18 protein-coding genes are annotated in these 16,811 nt (G+C 32.5%); 7 read left to right on the plus strand and 11 right to left on the minus strand.

Annotated elements, in window-relative coordinates; genetic code table 11:
- Positions 1-11: 11 nt before the first annotated feature.
- Entirely contained in the window at positions 12-380 is a 369-nt protein-coding gene (locus J2Y38_RS17830) for a BlaI/MecI/CopY family transcriptional regulator (RefSeq protein ID WP_053474181.1), read from the minus strand.
- Between the two features lie 167 nt (positions 381-547).
- On the minus strand, positions 548-1,765 hold the full coding sequence (locus J2Y38_RS17835; protein WP_309845585.1) for an MFS transporter: 1,218 nt from the start codon (positions 1,763-1,765) through the stop codon (positions 548-550).
- 98 nt (positions 1,766-1,863) lie between these two features.
- Here J2Y38_RS17835 and J2Y38_RS17840 point away from each other — a divergent pair, with 98 nt between their 5' ends.
- From J2Y38_RS17840 to J2Y38_RS17870, 7 genes are all read left to right on the plus strand, one after another.
- The gene (locus J2Y38_RS17840) at positions 1,864-2,463 is read left to right on the plus strand and encodes a DUF1684 domain-containing protein (RefSeq protein WP_309845150.1); all 600 of its coding nucleotides are present in this window, start codon (positions 1,864-1,866) and stop codon (positions 2,461-2,463) included.
- Positions 2,463-3,110, plus strand: coding sequence for a TatD family hydrolase (locus J2Y38_RS17845; RefSeq protein ID WP_309845152.1), 648 nt, complete (start codon positions 2,463-2,465; stop codon positions 3,108-3,110). Before J2Y38_RS17840 ends, J2Y38_RS17845 begins: the two co-directional genes overlap by 1 nt.
- A gap of 165 nt (positions 3,111-3,275) precedes the next feature.
- Positions 3,276-3,992 (plus strand): ThiF family adenylyltransferase, encoded by a 717-nt coding sequence (locus J2Y38_RS17850; RefSeq protein ID WP_053474177.1) that lies wholly within the window; start codon positions 3,276-3,278, stop codon positions 3,990-3,992.
- A gap of 159 nt (positions 3,993-4,151) precedes the next feature.
- A complete protein-coding gene (locus J2Y38_RS17855; protein ID WP_309845154.1) occupies positions 4,152-4,814 on the plus strand; it encodes an HAD family hydrolase in 663 nt (220 codons plus the stop codon).
- A 72-nt stretch (positions 4,815-4,886) separates the two neighbouring features.
- The gene (locus J2Y38_RS17860) at positions 4,887-5,729 is read left to right on the plus strand and encodes a DUF2911 domain-containing protein (protein ID WP_073481072.1); all 843 of its coding nucleotides are present in this window, start codon (positions 4,887-4,889) and stop codon (positions 5,727-5,729) included.
- Positions 5,730-5,862: 133 nt separating this feature from the next.
- Positions 5,863-6,390 carry a TetR/AcrR family transcriptional regulator gene (locus J2Y38_RS17865; protein ID WP_309845156.1) on the plus strand — a complete coding sequence of 176 codons (528 nt, stop codon included), beginning with the start codon at positions 5,863-5,865 and terminating at the stop codon, positions 6,388-6,390.
- Positions 6,390-6,803, plus strand: coding sequence for a nuclear transport factor 2 family protein (locus J2Y38_RS17870; protein ID WP_309845157.1), 414 nt, complete (start codon positions 6,390-6,392; stop codon positions 6,801-6,803). The genes J2Y38_RS17865 and J2Y38_RS17870 overlap by 1 nt, the downstream gene beginning before the upstream one ends.
- 1 nt (position 6,804) lies before the next feature.
- Here the strand turns inward: J2Y38_RS17870 and J2Y38_RS17875 are convergent, their stop codons facing one another.
- The 9 genes from J2Y38_RS17875 to J2Y38_RS17915 form a co-directional block, all read right to left on the minus strand.
- Positions 6,805-7,434: an MCP four helix bundle domain-containing protein gene (locus tag J2Y38_RS17875; RefSeq protein WP_309845159.1), complete on the minus strand. Its 630-nt coding sequence runs from the start codon at positions 7,432-7,434 to the stop codon at positions 6,805-6,807.
- A 338-nt stretch (positions 7,435-7,772) separates the two neighbouring features.
- Positions 7,773-8,087: a hypothetical protein gene (locus J2Y38_RS17880; RefSeq protein ID WP_309845161.1), complete on the minus strand. Its 315-nt coding sequence runs from the start codon at positions 8,085-8,087 to the stop codon at positions 7,773-7,775.
- A gap of 47 nt (positions 8,088-8,134) precedes the next feature.
- Complete coding sequence (locus J2Y38_RS17885) at positions 8,135-8,566, minus strand: hypothetical protein (protein ID WP_309845164.1); 432 nt, start codon at positions 8,564-8,566, stop codon at positions 8,135-8,137.
- On the minus strand, positions 8,563-9,357 hold the full coding sequence (locus J2Y38_RS17890) for a hypothetical protein (protein WP_309845166.1): 795 nt from the start codon (positions 9,355-9,357) through the stop codon (positions 8,563-8,565). Before J2Y38_RS17890 ends, J2Y38_RS17885 begins: the two co-directional genes overlap by 4 nt.
- Before the next feature lie 6 nt (positions 9,358-9,363).
- Positions 9,364-9,702 carry a DUF805 domain-containing protein gene (locus J2Y38_RS17895; RefSeq protein WP_309845169.1) on the minus strand — a complete coding sequence of 113 codons (339 nt, stop codon included), beginning with the start codon at positions 9,700-9,702 and terminating at the stop codon, positions 9,364-9,366.
- A 3-nt stretch (positions 9,703-9,705) separates the two neighbouring features.
- On the minus strand, positions 9,706-11,436 hold the full coding sequence (locus J2Y38_RS17900; RefSeq protein ID WP_309845171.1) for a sodium:solute symporter: 1,731 nt from the start codon (positions 11,434-11,436) through the stop codon (positions 9,706-9,708).
- 121 nt (positions 11,437-11,557) lie between these two features.
- A complete protein-coding gene (locus J2Y38_RS17905) occupies positions 11,558-14,092 on the minus strand; it encodes a PIG-L family deacetylase (RefSeq protein WP_309845173.1) in 2,535 nt (844 codons plus the stop codon).
- A gap of 162 nt (positions 14,093-14,254) precedes the next feature.
- Positions 14,255-14,779, minus strand: coding sequence for a hypothetical protein (locus J2Y38_RS17910; RefSeq protein WP_309845174.1), 525 nt, complete (start codon positions 14,777-14,779; stop codon positions 14,255-14,257).
- Positions 14,780-14,969: 190 nt separating this feature from the next.
- On the minus strand, positions 14,970-16,799 hold the full coding sequence (locus J2Y38_RS17915) for a hypothetical protein (protein WP_309845176.1): 1,830 nt from the start codon (positions 16,797-16,799) through the stop codon (positions 14,970-14,972).
- Positions 16,800-16,811: the final 12 nt, after the last annotated feature.

The following is a 16,811-nucleotide window of genomic DNA, read 5'->3' on the forward strand; positions in this document are numbered from 1 at the left end:
TTATTTTACTGTTATTTATTGTCTTTTGGATTTTCGATCATAGCCAGAATCTCTCGCAATTCATCTGCAGAAATTTTTTCTTCTTTGGCAAAAAACGAAACCATATTTTTATACGAACTGTTGAAATAATTATCAATAGCCGTTTTCATATATTTTTTGCTGTACGCTTCAAGAGTTACAGTTGGATAATATTGATGTGTATTTCCAAAAGCATTATGCGCCACAAAACCTTTTTCTTCAAGGTTTCTAACAATTGTCGAAAGTGTATTATAATGCGGCTGATCTTCCGTAATCTCTGCCTGAATTTCTTTTACAAAAGCTTTTTTAAGCTTCCATAAAATCTGCATTATCTCTTCTTCTTTGTTGGTTAACTTTTGCATGTTTTCTAATTTTAATTCAAACCTACAACTATTTTTTTAGTTACACAACTATAAATATAGTTATTTAACTAAAAATTTCGTTTCAAGGTAAATTAAAAGCATAGAAAAGCTATTCAGAATCAAAGTTAATTATTTGAATTACAATGATTTATGTGTCTAAATTAAATTTATTTATTTTTCTCCAGAAGTAAAGCTTTTCTAATCCAAAGACAGCAAAGTGTAGCCAGAACTCCGATACAAGCCATAAATAACCAGTTGCTTTGATAACCAAAATGGTCCGCAATTCGAAAACCAAGTTTAGTACTAAATATATGTGCCAAACTAAAACTCATTGTATACAAAGCCATATAACGTCCTTCCTGACCACGCGGAGCACGACTTAAGGCAAACGCATTCGAAAAAGGGAAGGTTAGGATTTCTCCAATTGAAATACAAATCATGCTGATAACCAGGATTCCGGCCCAAACATTAATTAATAACAAAAAGAAGCTCAATGCCATTACAAATGATCCTACAATGATGATTTTGATTTTTGGAAAACCTTTTCTTTCCATAAAACCAACCGTTGGCATTTCTAAAGCAAAAATCAAAAGTCCGTTTAAAGTCATTAAAAGTCCGGTTTGAAACTCGTTTAAACCATATTGTTTATGATGATATAAAGGTAAAGTCGTAAAAAGCTGGAAGAAAATCATTGCCGTAATAAAACTCACAAATAAGAAAACCCAAAATATTTTATCGTGAAATACTGATTTTACATTTGTTACACTTTCGGATTTATCACCATGATCTACTTTTTTCTTTTCCTTAACTAATAAAGCAAAAATCGATATGGAAAGAATACACGAAGCTCCATCAACCCAAAACAAACCAGAATAGCCCATTCCCATAATAATCAAACCTCCAAGAGCCGGTCCGGCAGCAAAGCCTAAATTTACGGCAAGACGAACAAGGGTTAAAGCGCGTGTTCTGTTTTCTGGTTTTGCATAAGCACCCAAGGATACAAACATTGCAGGACGAAACATATCGGCAATAGTCATTAATATAAACATCGCAATACAAAGACCCCAGAAAGAGGTAATATATTGAACAAAGAAAAGTGATACTCCGCTGGTAAACAGACTAAAAACCATGATTTTATAAAACCCGATTTTATCAGAAAGTTTTCCTCCAAGCCAGGAACCCAGCATAGAACCCAAACCAAATGAAACCATAATCCAGCTTACCTGATCTAAAGAAAACTGTAAATCTTCATTTAAATATTTAGATAAAAAAGGCAGCACCATTGTACCCGCACGATTTATGAAAGTAATTAATGTAAGTATCCAAATTTCTCTTGTAAAACCTCTAAAATTGTTGAAGTAATGGTTTGCGGCAGTTTTGAGCATTATAATTATTGTATTTGCCACAAAGTTAGGAAACTTTGTCACGTACAACGGTTGTTGCTTTGTTACTTTTAAACTATTTTTGCATAAAATTTCCAAAGATGAAAAATTCTATTGCCCTTATTTTGCTTCTGGCTTTTAGTTTTGGCTTTAGCCAAAGTAAATTTAGCAAGACTGAAGCTGAAAAATTCCAAAAGCAAATCAACTCAGAATATGCTGATGCTAAGACAAGTCCGTTAATGGAAGAAGATTTAAAGACTTTTAAAACTTTAGATTTTTATCCAATTGATGGAAAATATTTTGTGAACGCAAAATTTGAAAAAGCAGTCAATGAAAAAGTTTTCGAAATGAAAACTACCGGAACAAGAACACCGCAATATATAAAATACGGGACTTTATCCTTTACTATAAATGGTGTTTCAATGAAGCTGAACGTTTACAGAAATATAGAACTTTCTAAACAAAAAGAATACAAAGACCATTTATTCCTTCCTTTTTCTGATTTAACCTGTGGAAAAGAAAGCTACATTGGCGGAAGATATATCGACTTAAAAATCCCAAAAGGAAAAACAATTGCAGTCGATTTCAATCAGGCATACAACCCATATTGTGCTTACAATCATAAGTATTCATGTCCGCTTGTTCCGTTAGAGAATGATTTAAAAGTAGAAATCAAAGCCGGAGTGAAAACATTTCATTAATGGAATTCTTCAATTTTCATACCCATCAATTTACAAATCAATCTAATGTATTAGAATTGGTCAATCAATATCCGCAGGAATTTGATGCATCAATTCCGTTTTATTCCATCGGAATTCATCCGTGGCATATTAAGGAAAGTGAAATTGATTTAGAATTGAAAATTATTGAAGAAAAACTCCAAAGTGAAAATTGTCTGGCAATAGGCGAATGTGGATTAGACAAACGAATCGAAATTCCGTTAGAACAGCAGATTATAGTTTTTGAAAAACAATTGGCTTTGGCCGAAAAATACAATAAACCAGTCGTGATTCATTGTGTTGCCGCTTTTCAGGAAGTGACAGCCATTAAAAAGAAATTAAAAATTTCTGTTCCAATGATTATTCACGGTTTCTCAAAAAACAATCAGCTGGCAGAACAATTAATTAAAGACGGATTCTACATTTCTTTCGGAAAATATTTATTGAGAAATCCTGATTTAAAAACCGTTTTTCAGAATATTCCAAACGATCGTTTTTTTCTGGAAACCGATACAATTGAAGAAAACATTAAGCAGGTTTACGATTTAGCATCAGAATATAAAAATATTACAATCAAAGAATTACAAGGTATTATCTCAAGTAATTTTAAAAGGATATTTAGTAATTAATAAAAAGTGAAATAAGTTTGTCACCCTGAGCGAAGTCGAAGGGCGCACCAATTGGACGTAGGCTTCGCCTTCGCTCAGCCTGACAGCAGAGAACCTGAAACCTGAAACTTGAAACTTGAAACTTGAAACAAAAAAGATAAAAACTAAAAAAACAAAATAGAATATATGGCAGAGTGGACAGAAAGAGCCGAGCTTTTATTTACAAAGGAAGGATTAGAAAATTTGCGTAATGCGAATGTATTAGTAGTAGGTTTAGGCGGTGTTGGATCGTTTGCAGCTGAATTTTTAGCGAGAGCAGGAGTAGGAAGCATGACCATTGTTGACGGTGATGTTGTAGATATTACAAACATTAACAGACAATTACCTGCTTTGCATTCTACAGTGGGAGAAGCAAAAATTAAAATTGTTGGAGATCGTTTAATGGATATTAATCCAGAATTGAAACTAACGCGTGTTCAGGAATTTTTATCTCCGGAAAGGGCTTTTGAAATCGTTTCTCCAGAATTTGATTATGTTTTAGACTGTATCGATAGTATTACGCCAAAACTGAATTTAATTATTGCTGCAAAACGCAAAAGAGTAAAAATCATTAGCAGTATGGGAGCAGGAGGAAAGATGCTGGCTTCTAAAGTAAAAGTCGGCGATATTTCTAAAACTATAAACTGTTATTTCTCTAAGGCAATTCGTAAGAGATTAAAAGCGGTAAATATCAACAAATTAAAAGTTGTTTTTTCATCTGAAATCCAAAACGAAAAAAGCTTAAAATTAACCGACGGAAAAAACTTCAAAAAATCTTTCTACGGAACAAACAGCTACATGCCGGGATTATTCGGCCTTCACGCTGCGGAAACGGTAATTCGTTATTTACTTAAAAAAGAGTAGAAGGGTTTGTTTCAAGTTTAAAGTTTCAGGTTTCACGTTTCGAAACGGAGTAAACTTTGTCAAAGTTACCCAATCCAGTAACTTGAAACATCAAACAAAGAAAACCTGAAACAAAAACTTAGAATTTACAACCTTAGCAACTCAGAAACCTTAAAAAAAATGATTAAAACAGTAATTTTTGATATGGACGGCGTAATTGTCGATACAGAACCCGTTCATCGTTATGCCTACTATAAACAGTTTTCAGAATTAAATATTGAAGTTCCTGAGGAGATGTACACTTCATTTACCGGATTTTCGACGAGAAATACTTTCCAAAGTTTAAAAGGCTTTTTCCCGACAATTGAACACGAAGTCGAAGATTTGATTCAAAGAAAAAGAAACATTTTTAATGATGCTTTTGACACCAAAGAAGATTTGTATCTTTTAGAAGGAGTTGAAGATTTAATTAAAGATATATACGCAAACGGAATTCAGTTGATTTTAGCTTCATCAGCTTCAAAAGTTACGATTGAGCGCGTATTTACAAGATTTAATCTGCATCAATATTTTTCTCATATTGTGAGTGGTGAAGATTTTCCGCAGTCAAAACCAAATCCGGCTATTTTTAATCACGCAGCCTCATTGTCAATTGCGCCAAAAGAAGAATGTATTATTATTGAAGACAGCACAAATGGAGTAAAGGCCGCAAAAGCTGCCGGAATTTACTGTGTAGGTTATAATAGTGATCATTCACACATGCAAGACTTATCAGAAGCAGATATCGTTATCAATCATTTTAACGAATTAAACGCTCAAAAAATATCACAGCTTACGGCTTGAATTATGTAAAATTTAACATTTCTTAGGTAATTGAATTCGTAAATTTGAAAAAAAACAAACAAACACTTAATAATGAAAAAAATACTTATTGCATTAGCCATCATTTTGGCACCTTTTGCAGCTGAAGCACAAGTGAGAACGCCGCAAGCGAGTCCAAAAGCTTATATCAAACAAACAGTGGGTTTAACCGATGTTGAAGTTACGTATTCAAGACCGGGAGCGAGAGGAAGAGCTGTTTTTGGAAACTTAGTTCCGTTTGGTAAACTTTGGAGAACCGGAGCAAATGAAAATACCGTTATTAATTTTAGTGACGATGTTGTAATTGACGGTAAAACGTTGAAAAAAGGAAAATATGCAATTTATACCATTCCTAAAATCGAAAGCTGGGAAGTTATTTTTTATCTTTCTACAGACAACTGGGGATTACCTGAAAACTGGAACGATGCTTATGTTGTTTTAAAAACTACAGTTAAGGAAAATGCACTGCCAACTCCAGTTGAAACTTTTACCATTGGAATTAATGGTTTAGATCAAAACTTTGCTTATTTAGAAATGGCTTGGGAAAACTCTCATGTTGCTTTAAAATTTGAAGTTCCAACAGCTAAAAATGCAATTGCAAGTATCGAAAAAACGTTGGCTGGACCAACTTGGAATGATTACTACGCAGCATCACAATATTTATTTTCTTCAAATGGAAATTTAGATACTGCAAAAATATATGTGGATAAAGCATTAGATATGAGTACTGATAAGCCTTATTATGTTTCAAGATTAAAATCATTAATTCAGGCAAAACAAGGTGACAAAAAAGGTGCTGTTGAAACAGCTAAACTTTCATTAGCCGCTGCAGAAGCTGCAAACAACCAAGATTACGTAAAAATGAATAAAGATAGTATAGCTGAATGGAGCAGATAATTTCTTTAAAATTTTAATATAAAAATTCCAAAATCCAAAGCTTTATGAGTTTTGGATTTTTTTTGAAATTAATACAGACAGACTTGTCTGTATATTGAAATAATATTTATATTTGTATATCAAATTATTGAAGATGCAGCCCAGAGAACGAATTCTAGAAAAGACTTTTATTTTATTCCATAAGCAAGGTTATAATGCTACGGGAATCAATCAGATTATTGAAGAATCTAAAGTAGCGAAAGCGAGCTTTTACCAGCACTTTAAATCTAAAGAAGATTTATGTGTGGCATTTTTAGAGCAGCGTCATTCCTTTTGGTTTAACGAATTACTAAAGTTTACAAATAATGCAGGAGATTCAAATTCTAAAGTTCTAGCCTCCTTTGAGTTTTTGATTTACATGAATGGAAAAGAAAACTTTAGAGGCTGTAGTTTTCTAAATATACTTTCAGAGATTCCACCAGATAATGTTAAGATTCTCAATGTTATTCAAAGCCATAAAAGTGACTTACGTAATTTTTTCAGTGATATTTTGAAAGATGAACTAGTATCAGATCATGTTTATTTATTATTTGAAAGCTGTATAATTGAAAGTCAGCTATTTAAATCAAACGAGTTAATAGAACAATCAAAAAAAATAATTCAAACTTTAATTTTAAAATAATGGAACAGAAATTACCGCTGCCACCTTTCACTTTAGAAACGGCAAAAGAAAAAATTCAGCTGGCAGAAGACGCATGGAACAGCCAGGATCCGGAAAGAGTTTCAAAAGCGTATACTATTGACAGCGAATGGAGAAACAGAGATAAGTTCGTAAACGGACGCGAGGAAATCGTTGCTTTTTTAACTGAAAAATGGAAGAAGGAGAGAAATTACAAATTGAAAAAGGAATATTGGGCACATACTGAAAATAGAATTGCAGTGCGATTTGAGTATGAATATCAGGATGTTAATGGAAATTGGTTTAGAGCTTATGGAAATGAAAACTGGGAATTTGACGCGAATGGTTTAATGCAGAAAAGATTTGCCAGTATAAATGATCTTCAAATAAATGAAGAAGACAGGAAATTCAAATAAACTAATTCATACTTGGCGGTTCTGGAATTTTGATCTTTCTTTTGATTTTCTTTACAATTAAAAGATAAAAAGTAATTCCGCCTAAAATTATAAGTAAAGCAATTTGAAGCTGGCCTAAACTATTGTTTTTGCTGTACATTGCATTCGCATTTGCCAGCTTTGCTTTTCCTTCTTTAATTTGAATTTGAGATAAAGATTCTAAAGTTTTTAAAGCTTGTGCGCTCGAATAAGCTATTTTATTCCAGTTTTTGTTTTCGGCTTGTTTGTTGATTTCTTTACAAGAACCCAGAAAAGCATCAAAATGTCTTTTTTCGTTATTGGTTAAAACCGTTTTAGCGTATAAATCATCAATGTTGTGAATGATATCTAGAGTATGAATGATTTCATTTTTTTTAATATTATCACTTAAATCCAGTTTTTTAGCTTCAGCCTTTATAAAATGAAGTTGTTTCGAGTATTGAAAAATATAATGTGCCACAACCAATCGATCTTTATAAATGGCGTTGATATTGTCGTTTACATTTTTAGAATTTCGAAGCGTATTGAAATTCCCCAGTAAAATTATCAGCATAACAATGAGCAATATAAAAGCTGCTTTGGTTTTATTGCTGTATTTTTTATGGTCTTTCATAACGCTCTATTTAAGAAGTGGGTTACTCAAAGATAGAGATTTTTAGATTAAGTTTGTCATTCCGAGGAACGAGGAATCGCACTCGTAAATCGACAAAGATTGTGTATTTTCTTTGCGTAATTTCTAGTGCGATTCCTCGTTCCTCGGAATGACAAGATTATGTTTTTTTGATTTAAAAGAAAGATTTATTTAGAAGTAGATTGCTTAATAAGGGAAAGAGTTTGTCTGTTTATAATTTCAGCGGCATCTGTTAAAAAAATTGGATTTGTACACTCACCGTAATTAATATAAACAAGATGATCATCATCTTCAAGATTTTTATTTTTTTCTGTAGCATATCAATAACTATCCATTCCCATAGTTAAATAAACAGGAGTTCCTGCGTTGTATAATTGAGTAGCGATACCTATTAATCTTTTTTCGGCTGCAAATTTTATATCTTCTTCTTTATATGAATATAAAAACATACATTCAATAAGAGAACAAAATTTCCTGCTTTTTAAAGAAGGATATTTTTCAAAAATTTCAATCCCTTGATTTAAATTTTCAAAGCATTTTGTATAGAGTTGAGTAGAAATGGAATGATCTGCAACTATTTCAGTATCATTAATATTTTGACTTTTGACTGAAAGGCTCAAAAGAAGTAATATCATTAAAACAATTTTTTGAAGCATAATTATCTTTTATAAAGATTAGAAATTTATTTCAATCTAAATTTTTTGCCTTCTTTATAACCAATGGGAAAAGTTGGCCCTTTAACTCCAAATGGTCCTGATCCATTAGCATTATAATAATATTCTTCTTTATTATCAGTATATCTTCCGGCACATAAAAGATTGAAAGTGGTGCTTTTTCTGCTTGATTTAAGAACATTTATATCAATCCAGACAGGTATTTTATTTTTTCGATAAAGTAGTTCAACAACTTCTTTATCTGTCAAATTCAATCTTATAATTCCCTCATCTTCTGGATAAATATCAAATTGATCCATATTTCCGATGACATTTGGCGGGGTAAAAATTATATTATACTTGAAATCAGTAGTCAATTTATCTTTGACATAATTTTCGGCAAATTTCAGAGCCACAAAACTTGCACCGTTTAAATGAAATAAAAATTCCTCTTTTGTCATTTTATGTCTAGAATTTTCAAACTAACACTCTCATTTAATAATAGTTTAATTTGTTCTTGTATTTCAGGATATTGATTTGTTTTCTCTAATTCTACTATGATAGGTTTTATTTCAGTTGAATAAAGTTCTTTAGTCATATTAGCACATTTAGACTCTCCAAATCGTAAATATTGAAAAACGTTACTTAATCGGTTTTCATTATTAGATTTTAATGCTTCTTTAATGGCAGAAATTCGATTCCACTTTTTATAATTTTCTTTCCACCATTTCTCTGCGTTATTTGAAAGTATTTTTCGATATTCTATTTTCTTTTGGTCTGAAGTTTTCTCTTTCCAATCTACTTCATAATTTCCTTTCTGAATATATTCATTATAATTTTCCTTCATTAATTTCAGTAAAGTTTCATCATTAATTTTAAAATTCTTATAACCAAAATCTTGAAATGTAACCTCTTCGAGAAGCCAGCCAGATCTAACAGAAATCCAATCGAGATCATATGGAATAAAATATCCATGACCATAAAAAACGGTAGTTCCTGGGTAGATTAAATCGGCAGTATCCGTTAATTTTACAAAACTTGTGTCTTTTAAAAGCTTAATTAATTCAGGAATAATAGTTTGCTGATATTTTTCAAGTTCTTCCTTAGCTGGATTTATACTTCCGTAAAATGATTTTTTCTGAAATTCGACAAACAAACTGTCAATTTTTTTTGCTTGTGTATTTTGTGAATATGAGTTTAGAAATATAGCTCCAAAAAATATTGTTAGATAAAATTTAAGAATTTGACTCATAATTTTTTAATTATCTTTTTTTAAACTTTTCGCAAACAATAAAAACATTGCAAATGCTATATTCAAAACAGGAATAAAATTAAAAATAATAAAAGTGGGATTTGCATTTAAATCTCGTAATCTTCTTGTTGCAGCAGCTTGCATAGGAACTAAAACAAGTAAAATAATTAGGCAATCATAAAACAGGTAAAGTATTTTCTCATTATCTAAATCAACTTTACTGTTTAAATAAAGTGCAAAGTATCCACATAAAATACTAAATAATAAATAGAATCCATATTCAATTCTTCCGGCTTTTCCTGAAAAAGAAGCAGAGAAGAAGAAGATATTTTTTAAATATCTCATTAATTATTCTTCTAAGATTAGATCACTATTATCCTTTTTATCTCCTTTGAAAAACAAAAACTGCAAAATCAAAGCCAACCCAATTGTCAAAATAGCTCCAATAAAATTCAGCCATAAATAACCCAGTTTTTCTTGTTTATAAACCATAAAATAATAAATAATTATAATTACAAACTGACTTATACAGGCACTAATAAACATAGATTTTGCCTGAACACGTTTTAAATAAAAACCAACAAGGAAAATTCCCAACACAGTTCCGTAAAAGATAGAACCAATAATATTTACAAGCTGAATTAAGTTTTCAAACAAAGTTCCTACGCAGGCAAAAAGGATTGCTATAATTCCCCAAAACAACGTAAAAAATTTAGTTGCATTAAGATAATGTTTCTCTGATTTTTCGGTTTTTAGATTTCGTTTATATATATCAATCGCCGTTGTCGAGGCTAAAGCATTTAATCCAGAAGCCGTTGAAGACATTGCTGCAGAAAGAATAACCGCAAGCAATAAACCAATTAAACCTTTTGGTAAATAATGAAGAATAAAGTGGAAAAAGACATAATCTTTATCGTTGGTTTCGCTGTTGCTGTCGGCTCTTGAAATGATTTCTTTGGCACGATCGCGTAAATCTTTTTCCTTATTAGATAAATTGACTAATTCTTTACGAAGAATCGGATTGTCATAATCCTGATTCAACTGATCGATATATAGTAAGTTGATTACTTTTTTATCTTCAGATAATTTGTCCAGCTTTTTTTCAAGAACATGATATTCTTCTTTATATGCCGATTTTTCAATTACAATTTTATTATTCGGATTGAAATTTAAAGGAACGGGATTGAATTGAAAAAATACAAAAACCATAACTCCGGTTAACAGAATAAAAAACTGCATCGGCACTTTTAAAAGTCCGTTCATAATTAATCCCATTTGGCTTTCTTTTACCGATTTCCCGGATAAATATCTTCCAACCTGAGATTGATCTGTACCAAAATAAGCGAGAGCTAAAAAGAATCCGCCCGTAATTCCGCTCCAAAAAGTATATTTTTCTTCGGGATCAAAAGAGAAATCTACAATATTCATTTTATCATTTGCTCCGGCAATATGCAGTGCACTTGTAAAAGTCATATCATTTGGAAGGTAATGCAAAATCAGGAAAAACGTGATAAACATTCCCGACATAATTACAAACATTTGCTGTTTCTGCGTTACGTTTACAGCTTTTGTTCCTCCTGAAAAAGTATAAATAATTACCAGAACTCCAATTATAATATTCATACCGGTTAAGTTCCAGCCCAAAAGTGCCGATAAAATAATGGCCGGAGCATAAATCGTAAGTCCTGTTCCTAAACCTCTTTGAATTAAAAATAAAATAGCAGCAAGGGAACGAGTTTGTACGTCAAATCGTTTTTCAAGAAATTCGTAAGCGGTAAAAACCTTATTTTTATGATAAAGCGGAATAAAGGTCAAACAAATAACAACCATTGCAATTGGCAGTCCAAAATAGAACTGCACAAAACCCATTCCGTCATGATAAGCCTGTCCGGGAGTAGATAAAAATGTAATTGCGCTGGCCTGAGTTGCCATTACTGAAAGTCCAACGGTGTACCAAGGCGTTTCGTTGTTTCCTAAAATAAAATCTTCAACGTTTTTACTTCCTTTGGTTTTCCAGGAACCGTAACCAACAATGAATAAAAGTGTTACAATAAGTACGATCCAGTCAAATAGCTGCATAGGTTATGAATAAAATTGCATGATTAAGAAAAAAATCACAATGTAAATGAGGTTAGCAACTAAAACATAGGTGTAACTTTTTTTCCATTTTTTTGTTTTTTTTGCTTCCATATTTTTGAAATTATTGCTTTAAATCCTGTTTAGGAGCTTCAAGAGGCTGCTTTAGCGAAATTATATTCGATAATAATCTGTAAGCGCCCGCAACTCCTTCCGGCAGTTCTCTAAAAAAGCTTAGACCAGTGTAAATGTAATATCCTTTTCCATACGGAGCGACTAATAAAGCACCATTTTTAGCAGACTCTCCTTTGTCGTGTGATGAAATAATAGGAGTGAAGGCAGGATCATATTCGTCTGGATAATATAAACCCTGTTCTTGTGTCCAGCCTTCAAAATCTTTTGAGGTGATTTTATTCGGCGTATTTAAAACTGGGTGATTTGGTGCTAGGAAAGTGACTTTAGCGTTTTCCTCGGTCACACGGTCGTTTGATAATTTTAATGGATAAGGTGCAATTTTATCGGTCACTAATTTGCTGCCATATGTATTGTACTGCACAATCATGTTTTTACCGCTTTTTACAAAATTAAATAAGATATTTTGTTTGTTTGCCAAAGCGTTTACGGTATTGTAAGCACGAATTCCTGTAATAACGGTGCTGAAAGAATCCAGTTTTTCAGGAGTAATTTCTTCTGGCTTTAAAATAGAAACTTTGTATCCCATTTGGGTTAAACTTTCTGGAACTTCGTCGCCGGCACCCATAATATAAGCGATAGCATCACCAGAAGTTTTCAAATCTATTCTAATACATTTTGATTCAGCCGGTTTTAAAACCATTTGTTTGGTAATATGGTTGAAATCGATAATAGTTTCGTCTCTGTCAAAACGTTTATTGTCAACAACTGCAATGCTTTTTGCTACAACTTCTTCTGGATTTACAGGCGGTGTAACTTCAAAATAAAAGATTTGTTCTGTTCCTTTTTTATCTAAAGTAAAGGCGATTTGTTTTGGAGAAACATTCCAGCTTTTTGGTAAATCCAGCTGCAGGTTTCCTTTTACATCACCTTTTCCGGCACGAACTTTTACCGGAACCATTTTGCTTTTTGTATCTCTAAAAATCAAAACTTTTTCTAAGATAGAAGTCGTAACTTCTGGAACAATATCCAGGAAATTATACATTTCGCCTTTTACTCCGTCATTGTATTTGTAAACAACGGTGCGCTCAAACGGAATTTCGACATTATTGATTTTGATATTAAAAATCACTTTTACTTCTCTAATAATATCTGGAATACCAATATTTTGCTGATTAGAAACGGTATACATTCCAACCGTTGCTTTTTCTTTTAACCAATACGGTTGTGTATATTCAATATTATTTGGAAGCTGTAACTGCAAACTGATTTTTTGATCGTTATTGTCTTTTAAAATGCTGTTTTGAGCCGTTGTTTTATTATCTGGCAATGTTGTAACGCTTGTCAATTGCATTTCAACAGCACATCTGTTAATAGCTTCTAAACTCAAACGAATACTGCTTCCCGGAGTTGCTTCTTGTTCATTTGAAACGGCTTCAAGATATAAACCGGAACATGAAGCAATGATATTTTTTATGGCCGTTGATTTTAGATTTTTCCAATGTGTATCGTCTAAAGCCTGAATCATAGTGTAAGCTTTCACTAAATCCGGAATACTTGCGGATGGATTGCTGAAATTGTATTTGTCAATAATCGAAGCAACTAAATCTCCAACAGGTTTTCCGTTTTTAACACGGTTCCAGCTTGTGTCGATTCCGTCAAATAAATTGTCGCGGTCTTTTGGAGTTTCTCCATTAATCAATTCTAAATATTCTGTTTCTAAACCACGAACTCCAGTACTTCCAAAACCTTGTGACTGGTGGCGGCTTCGGCTTAAAGCAGCGATTTCCTGATTTGATTTTCCAATTCCGGTATAATATACACCCGTTTCTAACTTGGTAAATTTAGATTTATTAGCGGCATCAAATTTTTCCTGACTTCCGTAAAACCACCAAGACGGATTAAAAAACTGACGTTTTACCTGCCAAGGCGAAACAAATTTTAATTGCTCCGGATAAACTTTTGGATCGTTTGTTAGTTTAAAACTCTCCACACTTAACATGGCAGACGATGTATGATGTCCGTGCGTAGTTCCCGGCGAACGGTGATCAAAGCGGTTAATGATAATATCCGGCTGAAAATTTCTAATTGTCCACACCACATCGGCAAGGACTTTATCTTTATCCCAAATTTCTAAGGTTTCATTTGGATTTTTTGAGAAACCAAAATCATTTGCTCTAGAGAAAAATTGTTCTCCGCCATCAATTTTTCTGGCTTCAATTAATTCCTGAGTTCTAATTACACCAAGTAATTCACGCAATTGCGGGCCAATTAAGTTTTGACCGCCGTCGCCGCGGGTTAATGATAAATAACCGGTTCTTGCATTTACTTCATTTGCTAAATACGAAATCATTCGGGTATTTTCGTCATCAGGATGTGCTGCAACGTACAATACAGAACCTAAAAAGTTTAGTTTTTTAATTTGATTGTAAATTTCGACTGCGTTAGGTTTTTGCGGCTGTTGTGCAAATAAGGTTTGAAAACTTATAAAAAATAAAAGAAGTATTTGAACTTGTATTTTTCGCATGGTGTAGTTAAATGGTTTTGAAATGTGTCCCAAAAATACTAATTAAATCTTGGAACAAAATTTAAATGAAATGTTAATGGTAATTTTTGGGTATTACTTAGCTAATTTTTAAAATAGAAAAAGAGCGTATTAAAACTTAATACGCTCTTAAATATTTAGATATTATCTTCTTCCGTGGCCATGACCATGACCGTGATCATCATCATCGTGTCTATCATGTCCGCGGTGTTTGTCATGCTTATCGTGTTTATCATAATGTCTGTGATCTCTGTGCTCATAACGACGCTCATTGTAACCATAAACCGGTCTTGGTCTGTAAGGTCTTTGCGGTGCACCGTGGTATCCTTTATAATATTTTACTCTATGACGATCGAAGTAAGTATAAGGAGTTCTTCCGTGATAATCTGTTAAAACAACTTTATAGCCTCCGTATAAATCATAATTTCTGTATTGTCTTGGTAAATAAGTTGCTCTAACCCATCTTCCTCCTCCAAAATAGATAAATTGTGATGCACGTACATCATAATAAGCTTCAATATCTGGAAGATAGTAATATTCCATTTCAGCATATCCGGCTGGTCCCCAAGCTGGAGGTGTTCCTATATTAACGTTAACTGATACCTGAGCTTGTGTGGCATTTGCAACCAAAAGAAATAATCCGGCGATTGCTATTTTAATTGTTTTCATTTTTTCTAAAGTTTAATGTTAATCTTTGTTTAAGGATTTTCATATACCGTGCCAAAAATAAAAAAACAATTGTATTTCATCGGATAAAATATGTATTTCATCGATGGTATTAAAGTGTTTTATGTCTAAAATGTTGATTTTAAAGTGTTTTGTGAAGATTAAATATTCAAAAAAAATTAAATATTTTTTATCATCGATAATCGACAATTCTTGGTTTCGCAAGCTCAAAACTTTGCAAACCATAATCGGTTGTTTCAAATGTATTGGTTTTGAAAACACTATCACCCTGAAAAGGAATACTTGGGTAATAGGATAGTGACAGCTGGAAATTACTAAAAACCAAATAGTCATTGCTTATCAATAAACCTAAAGTAATTTTTGAATACGGTTTACTGTCAAACATGGCGTTTTTTGGGCTTCCTAAAAATGCAATCGTATAATTAAAAAACGGGTTCAAACGAAATCCCCACAAGGCGTAAGGTGAATATGTTTGTGTCTGCAAGGATAAAAGCGTTTTACTCGTTCCGTATAAAGCGGCATTGAATCCTGCGAGGCCATTTCGTTCGTTTATATTCAGTTCATCACCAATTATTTCCTCGCGGTTTGCACCAATAACAACTCTAGGGTTTACGAATTGTCGTAATTTCCAGGTTCCGAGATTAAAAAGCTTTGTGAAATAATTTGATTCAAATAAATAAGCGGTTTGATACGTTTTGGATTGATGAAAATAGGTTCCGGCTTCAAAATTCATACTTAAAAAACCTAATCGGTAATAATTTCCAAAAGAAAACTGCGCACCGGCATAAGGTCTCCAAATTTTATTTTTATACTGATATCCAAAGGTAATTCCGTAAATACGCCCAATTGGAACGTCTTCTGTCTGACCATTTCTAAAAATATAATTGTCTTTTATAAATTTACGTCTGTTTAATCCAACGCCCATTAAAAGCAGTTTTTCATCCGAATAAAAATTAGTTGGATCATATAAAGAATCTGGAGATTCGCTGTAATTCACATTTAAAAAACGTGCCGATGTAATTAAATTGGTAATCGCTTCATTATCATCTTCATAAACTTTTGTGGCTTTTCCAGCCCAAACATCCTGAAAATTATTTTTAAAGGTTTGAAATGCATAACTCATATCTGGAGCCTGCAAACTATCTTTTCTAAAGTTCTGCCCAACAAAAACACCGCCAGCCCATTTCGTTAAAGGCGAATAGAAATCTCTTTCAATATCAATACTTTTAGTATAATTATTGTCTAAATCCATGTTGTAATGCAGCGTCGTTCCTATATAAGTATTCTTTATATTCGGAACCGTATACGTAATATCATTACCATTTGCACCATCATCAAATCGGTTGGTGAAACGATATTCAAGCTGCTGTCCGGTGCCAAAAAAATCTTTTTCTTTAAATCCTACGCCAACTCTGCTGCTCGAAATTGAAAACCTCGGAATGGTACTCCAGGAATCTAAAACCCTAATCGTAACATCAACAGAATCTGATGCCGGACTGGCTAATTCGTTAGAAATCCTGACGGCCGTAACATATCTTTGAGCACGAATTAAACGCTCTGTTTCCTGTACTTTATAAGAATCGTAAGGAGTATTTCTTTTAAATAAAAGAAGATTATGGATCGCTATTTTTTTTGTTTTTAAATGTAGTTTGTTTCCGGTTCGTTCACCCCAGTTTTTTGGCTGAACCGTAGAATCTACAATGGAATGCCCAAAAGGATCAAGCGTTACAATATTGATTTTTCGAATGATTTTGCCATCAAAACTTGTATTGTCACTTGGTTCGATAACTTCTCTTTTTTTAGCTTTTTTTGATCTAAACAGAAGCTTATGTAAGGTTTGGGTAAATTTATTTTTCTTAGAATAGTTTTTTATTTTAGTATAAATCTCTGTACTGTCCTTTTTTGGAGGATTCTCTTTCTTAGTTTTATCTGTCTGTGCACAAATGCTTTGAAAACAAAAGCATAAGAAAATAAAAATAACTATTTTTTTACTTGATAACATTCAGATGGATTT

Source organism: Flavobacterium sp. 2755, from assembly GCF_031455715.1.
In the GTDB taxonomy this organism is placed as follows: Bacteria; Bacteroidota; Bacteroidia; order Flavobacteriales; family Flavobacteriaceae; genus Flavobacterium.

Bases quoted from the DNA above. Each gene is read 5' to 3' on its own strand.
- J2Y38_RS17830 (WP_053474181.1), bottom strand. From the start codon at position 380: ATGCAAAAGTTAACCAACAAAGAAGAAGAGATAATGCAGATTTTATGG.
- J2Y38_RS17835 (WP_309845585.1), bottom strand. From the start codon at position 1,765: ATGCTCAAAACTGCCGCAAACCATTACTTCAACAATTTTAGAGGTTTT.
- J2Y38_RS17840 (WP_309845150.1), top strand. From the start codon at position 1,864: ATGAAAAATTCTATTGCCCTTATTTTGCTTCTGGCTTTTAGTTTTGGC.
- J2Y38_RS17845 (WP_309845152.1), top strand. From the start codon at position 2,463: ATGGAATTCTTCAATTTTCATACCCATCAATTTACAAATCAATCTAAT.
- J2Y38_RS17850 (WP_053474177.1), top strand. From the start codon at position 3,276: ATGGCAGAGTGGACAGAAAGAGCCGAGCTTTTATTTACAAAGGAAGGA.
- J2Y38_RS17855 (WP_309845154.1), top strand. From the start codon at position 4,152: ATGATTAAAACAGTAATTTTTGATATGGACGGCGTAATTGTCGATACA.
- J2Y38_RS17860 (WP_073481072.1), top strand. From the start codon at position 4,887: ATGAAAAAAATACTTATTGCATTAGCCATCATTTTGGCACCTTTTGCA.
- J2Y38_RS17865 (WP_309845156.1), top strand. From the start codon at position 5,863: ATGCAGCCCAGAGAACGAATTCTAGAAAAGACTTTTATTTTATTCCAT.
- J2Y38_RS17870 (WP_309845157.1), top strand. From the start codon at position 6,390: ATGGAACAGAAATTACCGCTGCCACCTTTCACTTTAGAAACGGCAAAA.
- J2Y38_RS17875 (WP_309845159.1), bottom strand. From the start codon at position 7,434: ATGAAAGACCATAAAAAATACAGCAATAAAACCAAAGCAGCTTTTATA.
- J2Y38_RS17880 (WP_309845161.1), bottom strand. From the start codon at position 8,087: ATGATATTACTTCTTTTGAGCCTTTCAGTCAAAAGTCAAAATATTAAT.
- J2Y38_RS17885 (WP_309845164.1), bottom strand. From the start codon at position 8,566: ATGACAAAAGAGGAATTTTTATTTCATTTAAACGGTGCAAGTTTTGTG.
- J2Y38_RS17890 (WP_309845166.1), bottom strand. From the start codon at position 9,357: ATGAGTCAAATTCTTAAATTTTATCTAACAATATTTTTTGGAGCTATA.
- J2Y38_RS17895 (WP_309845169.1), bottom strand. From the start codon at position 9,702: ATGAGATATTTAAAAAATATCTTCTTCTTCTCTGCTTCTTTTTCAGGA.
- J2Y38_RS17900 (WP_309845171.1), bottom strand. From the start codon at position 11,436: ATGCAGCTATTTGACTGGATCGTACTTATTGTAACACTTTTATTCATT.
- J2Y38_RS17905 (WP_309845173.1), bottom strand. From the start codon at position 14,092: ATGCGAAAAATACAAGTTCAAATACTTCTTTTATTTTTTATAAGTTTT.
- J2Y38_RS17910 (WP_309845174.1), bottom strand. From the start codon at position 14,779: ATGAAAACAATTAAAATAGCAATCGCCGGATTATTTCTTTTGGTTGCA.
- J2Y38_RS17915 (WP_309845176.1), bottom strand. From the start codon at position 16,799: ATGTTATCAAGTAAAAAAATAGTTATTTTTATTTTCTTATGCTTTTGT.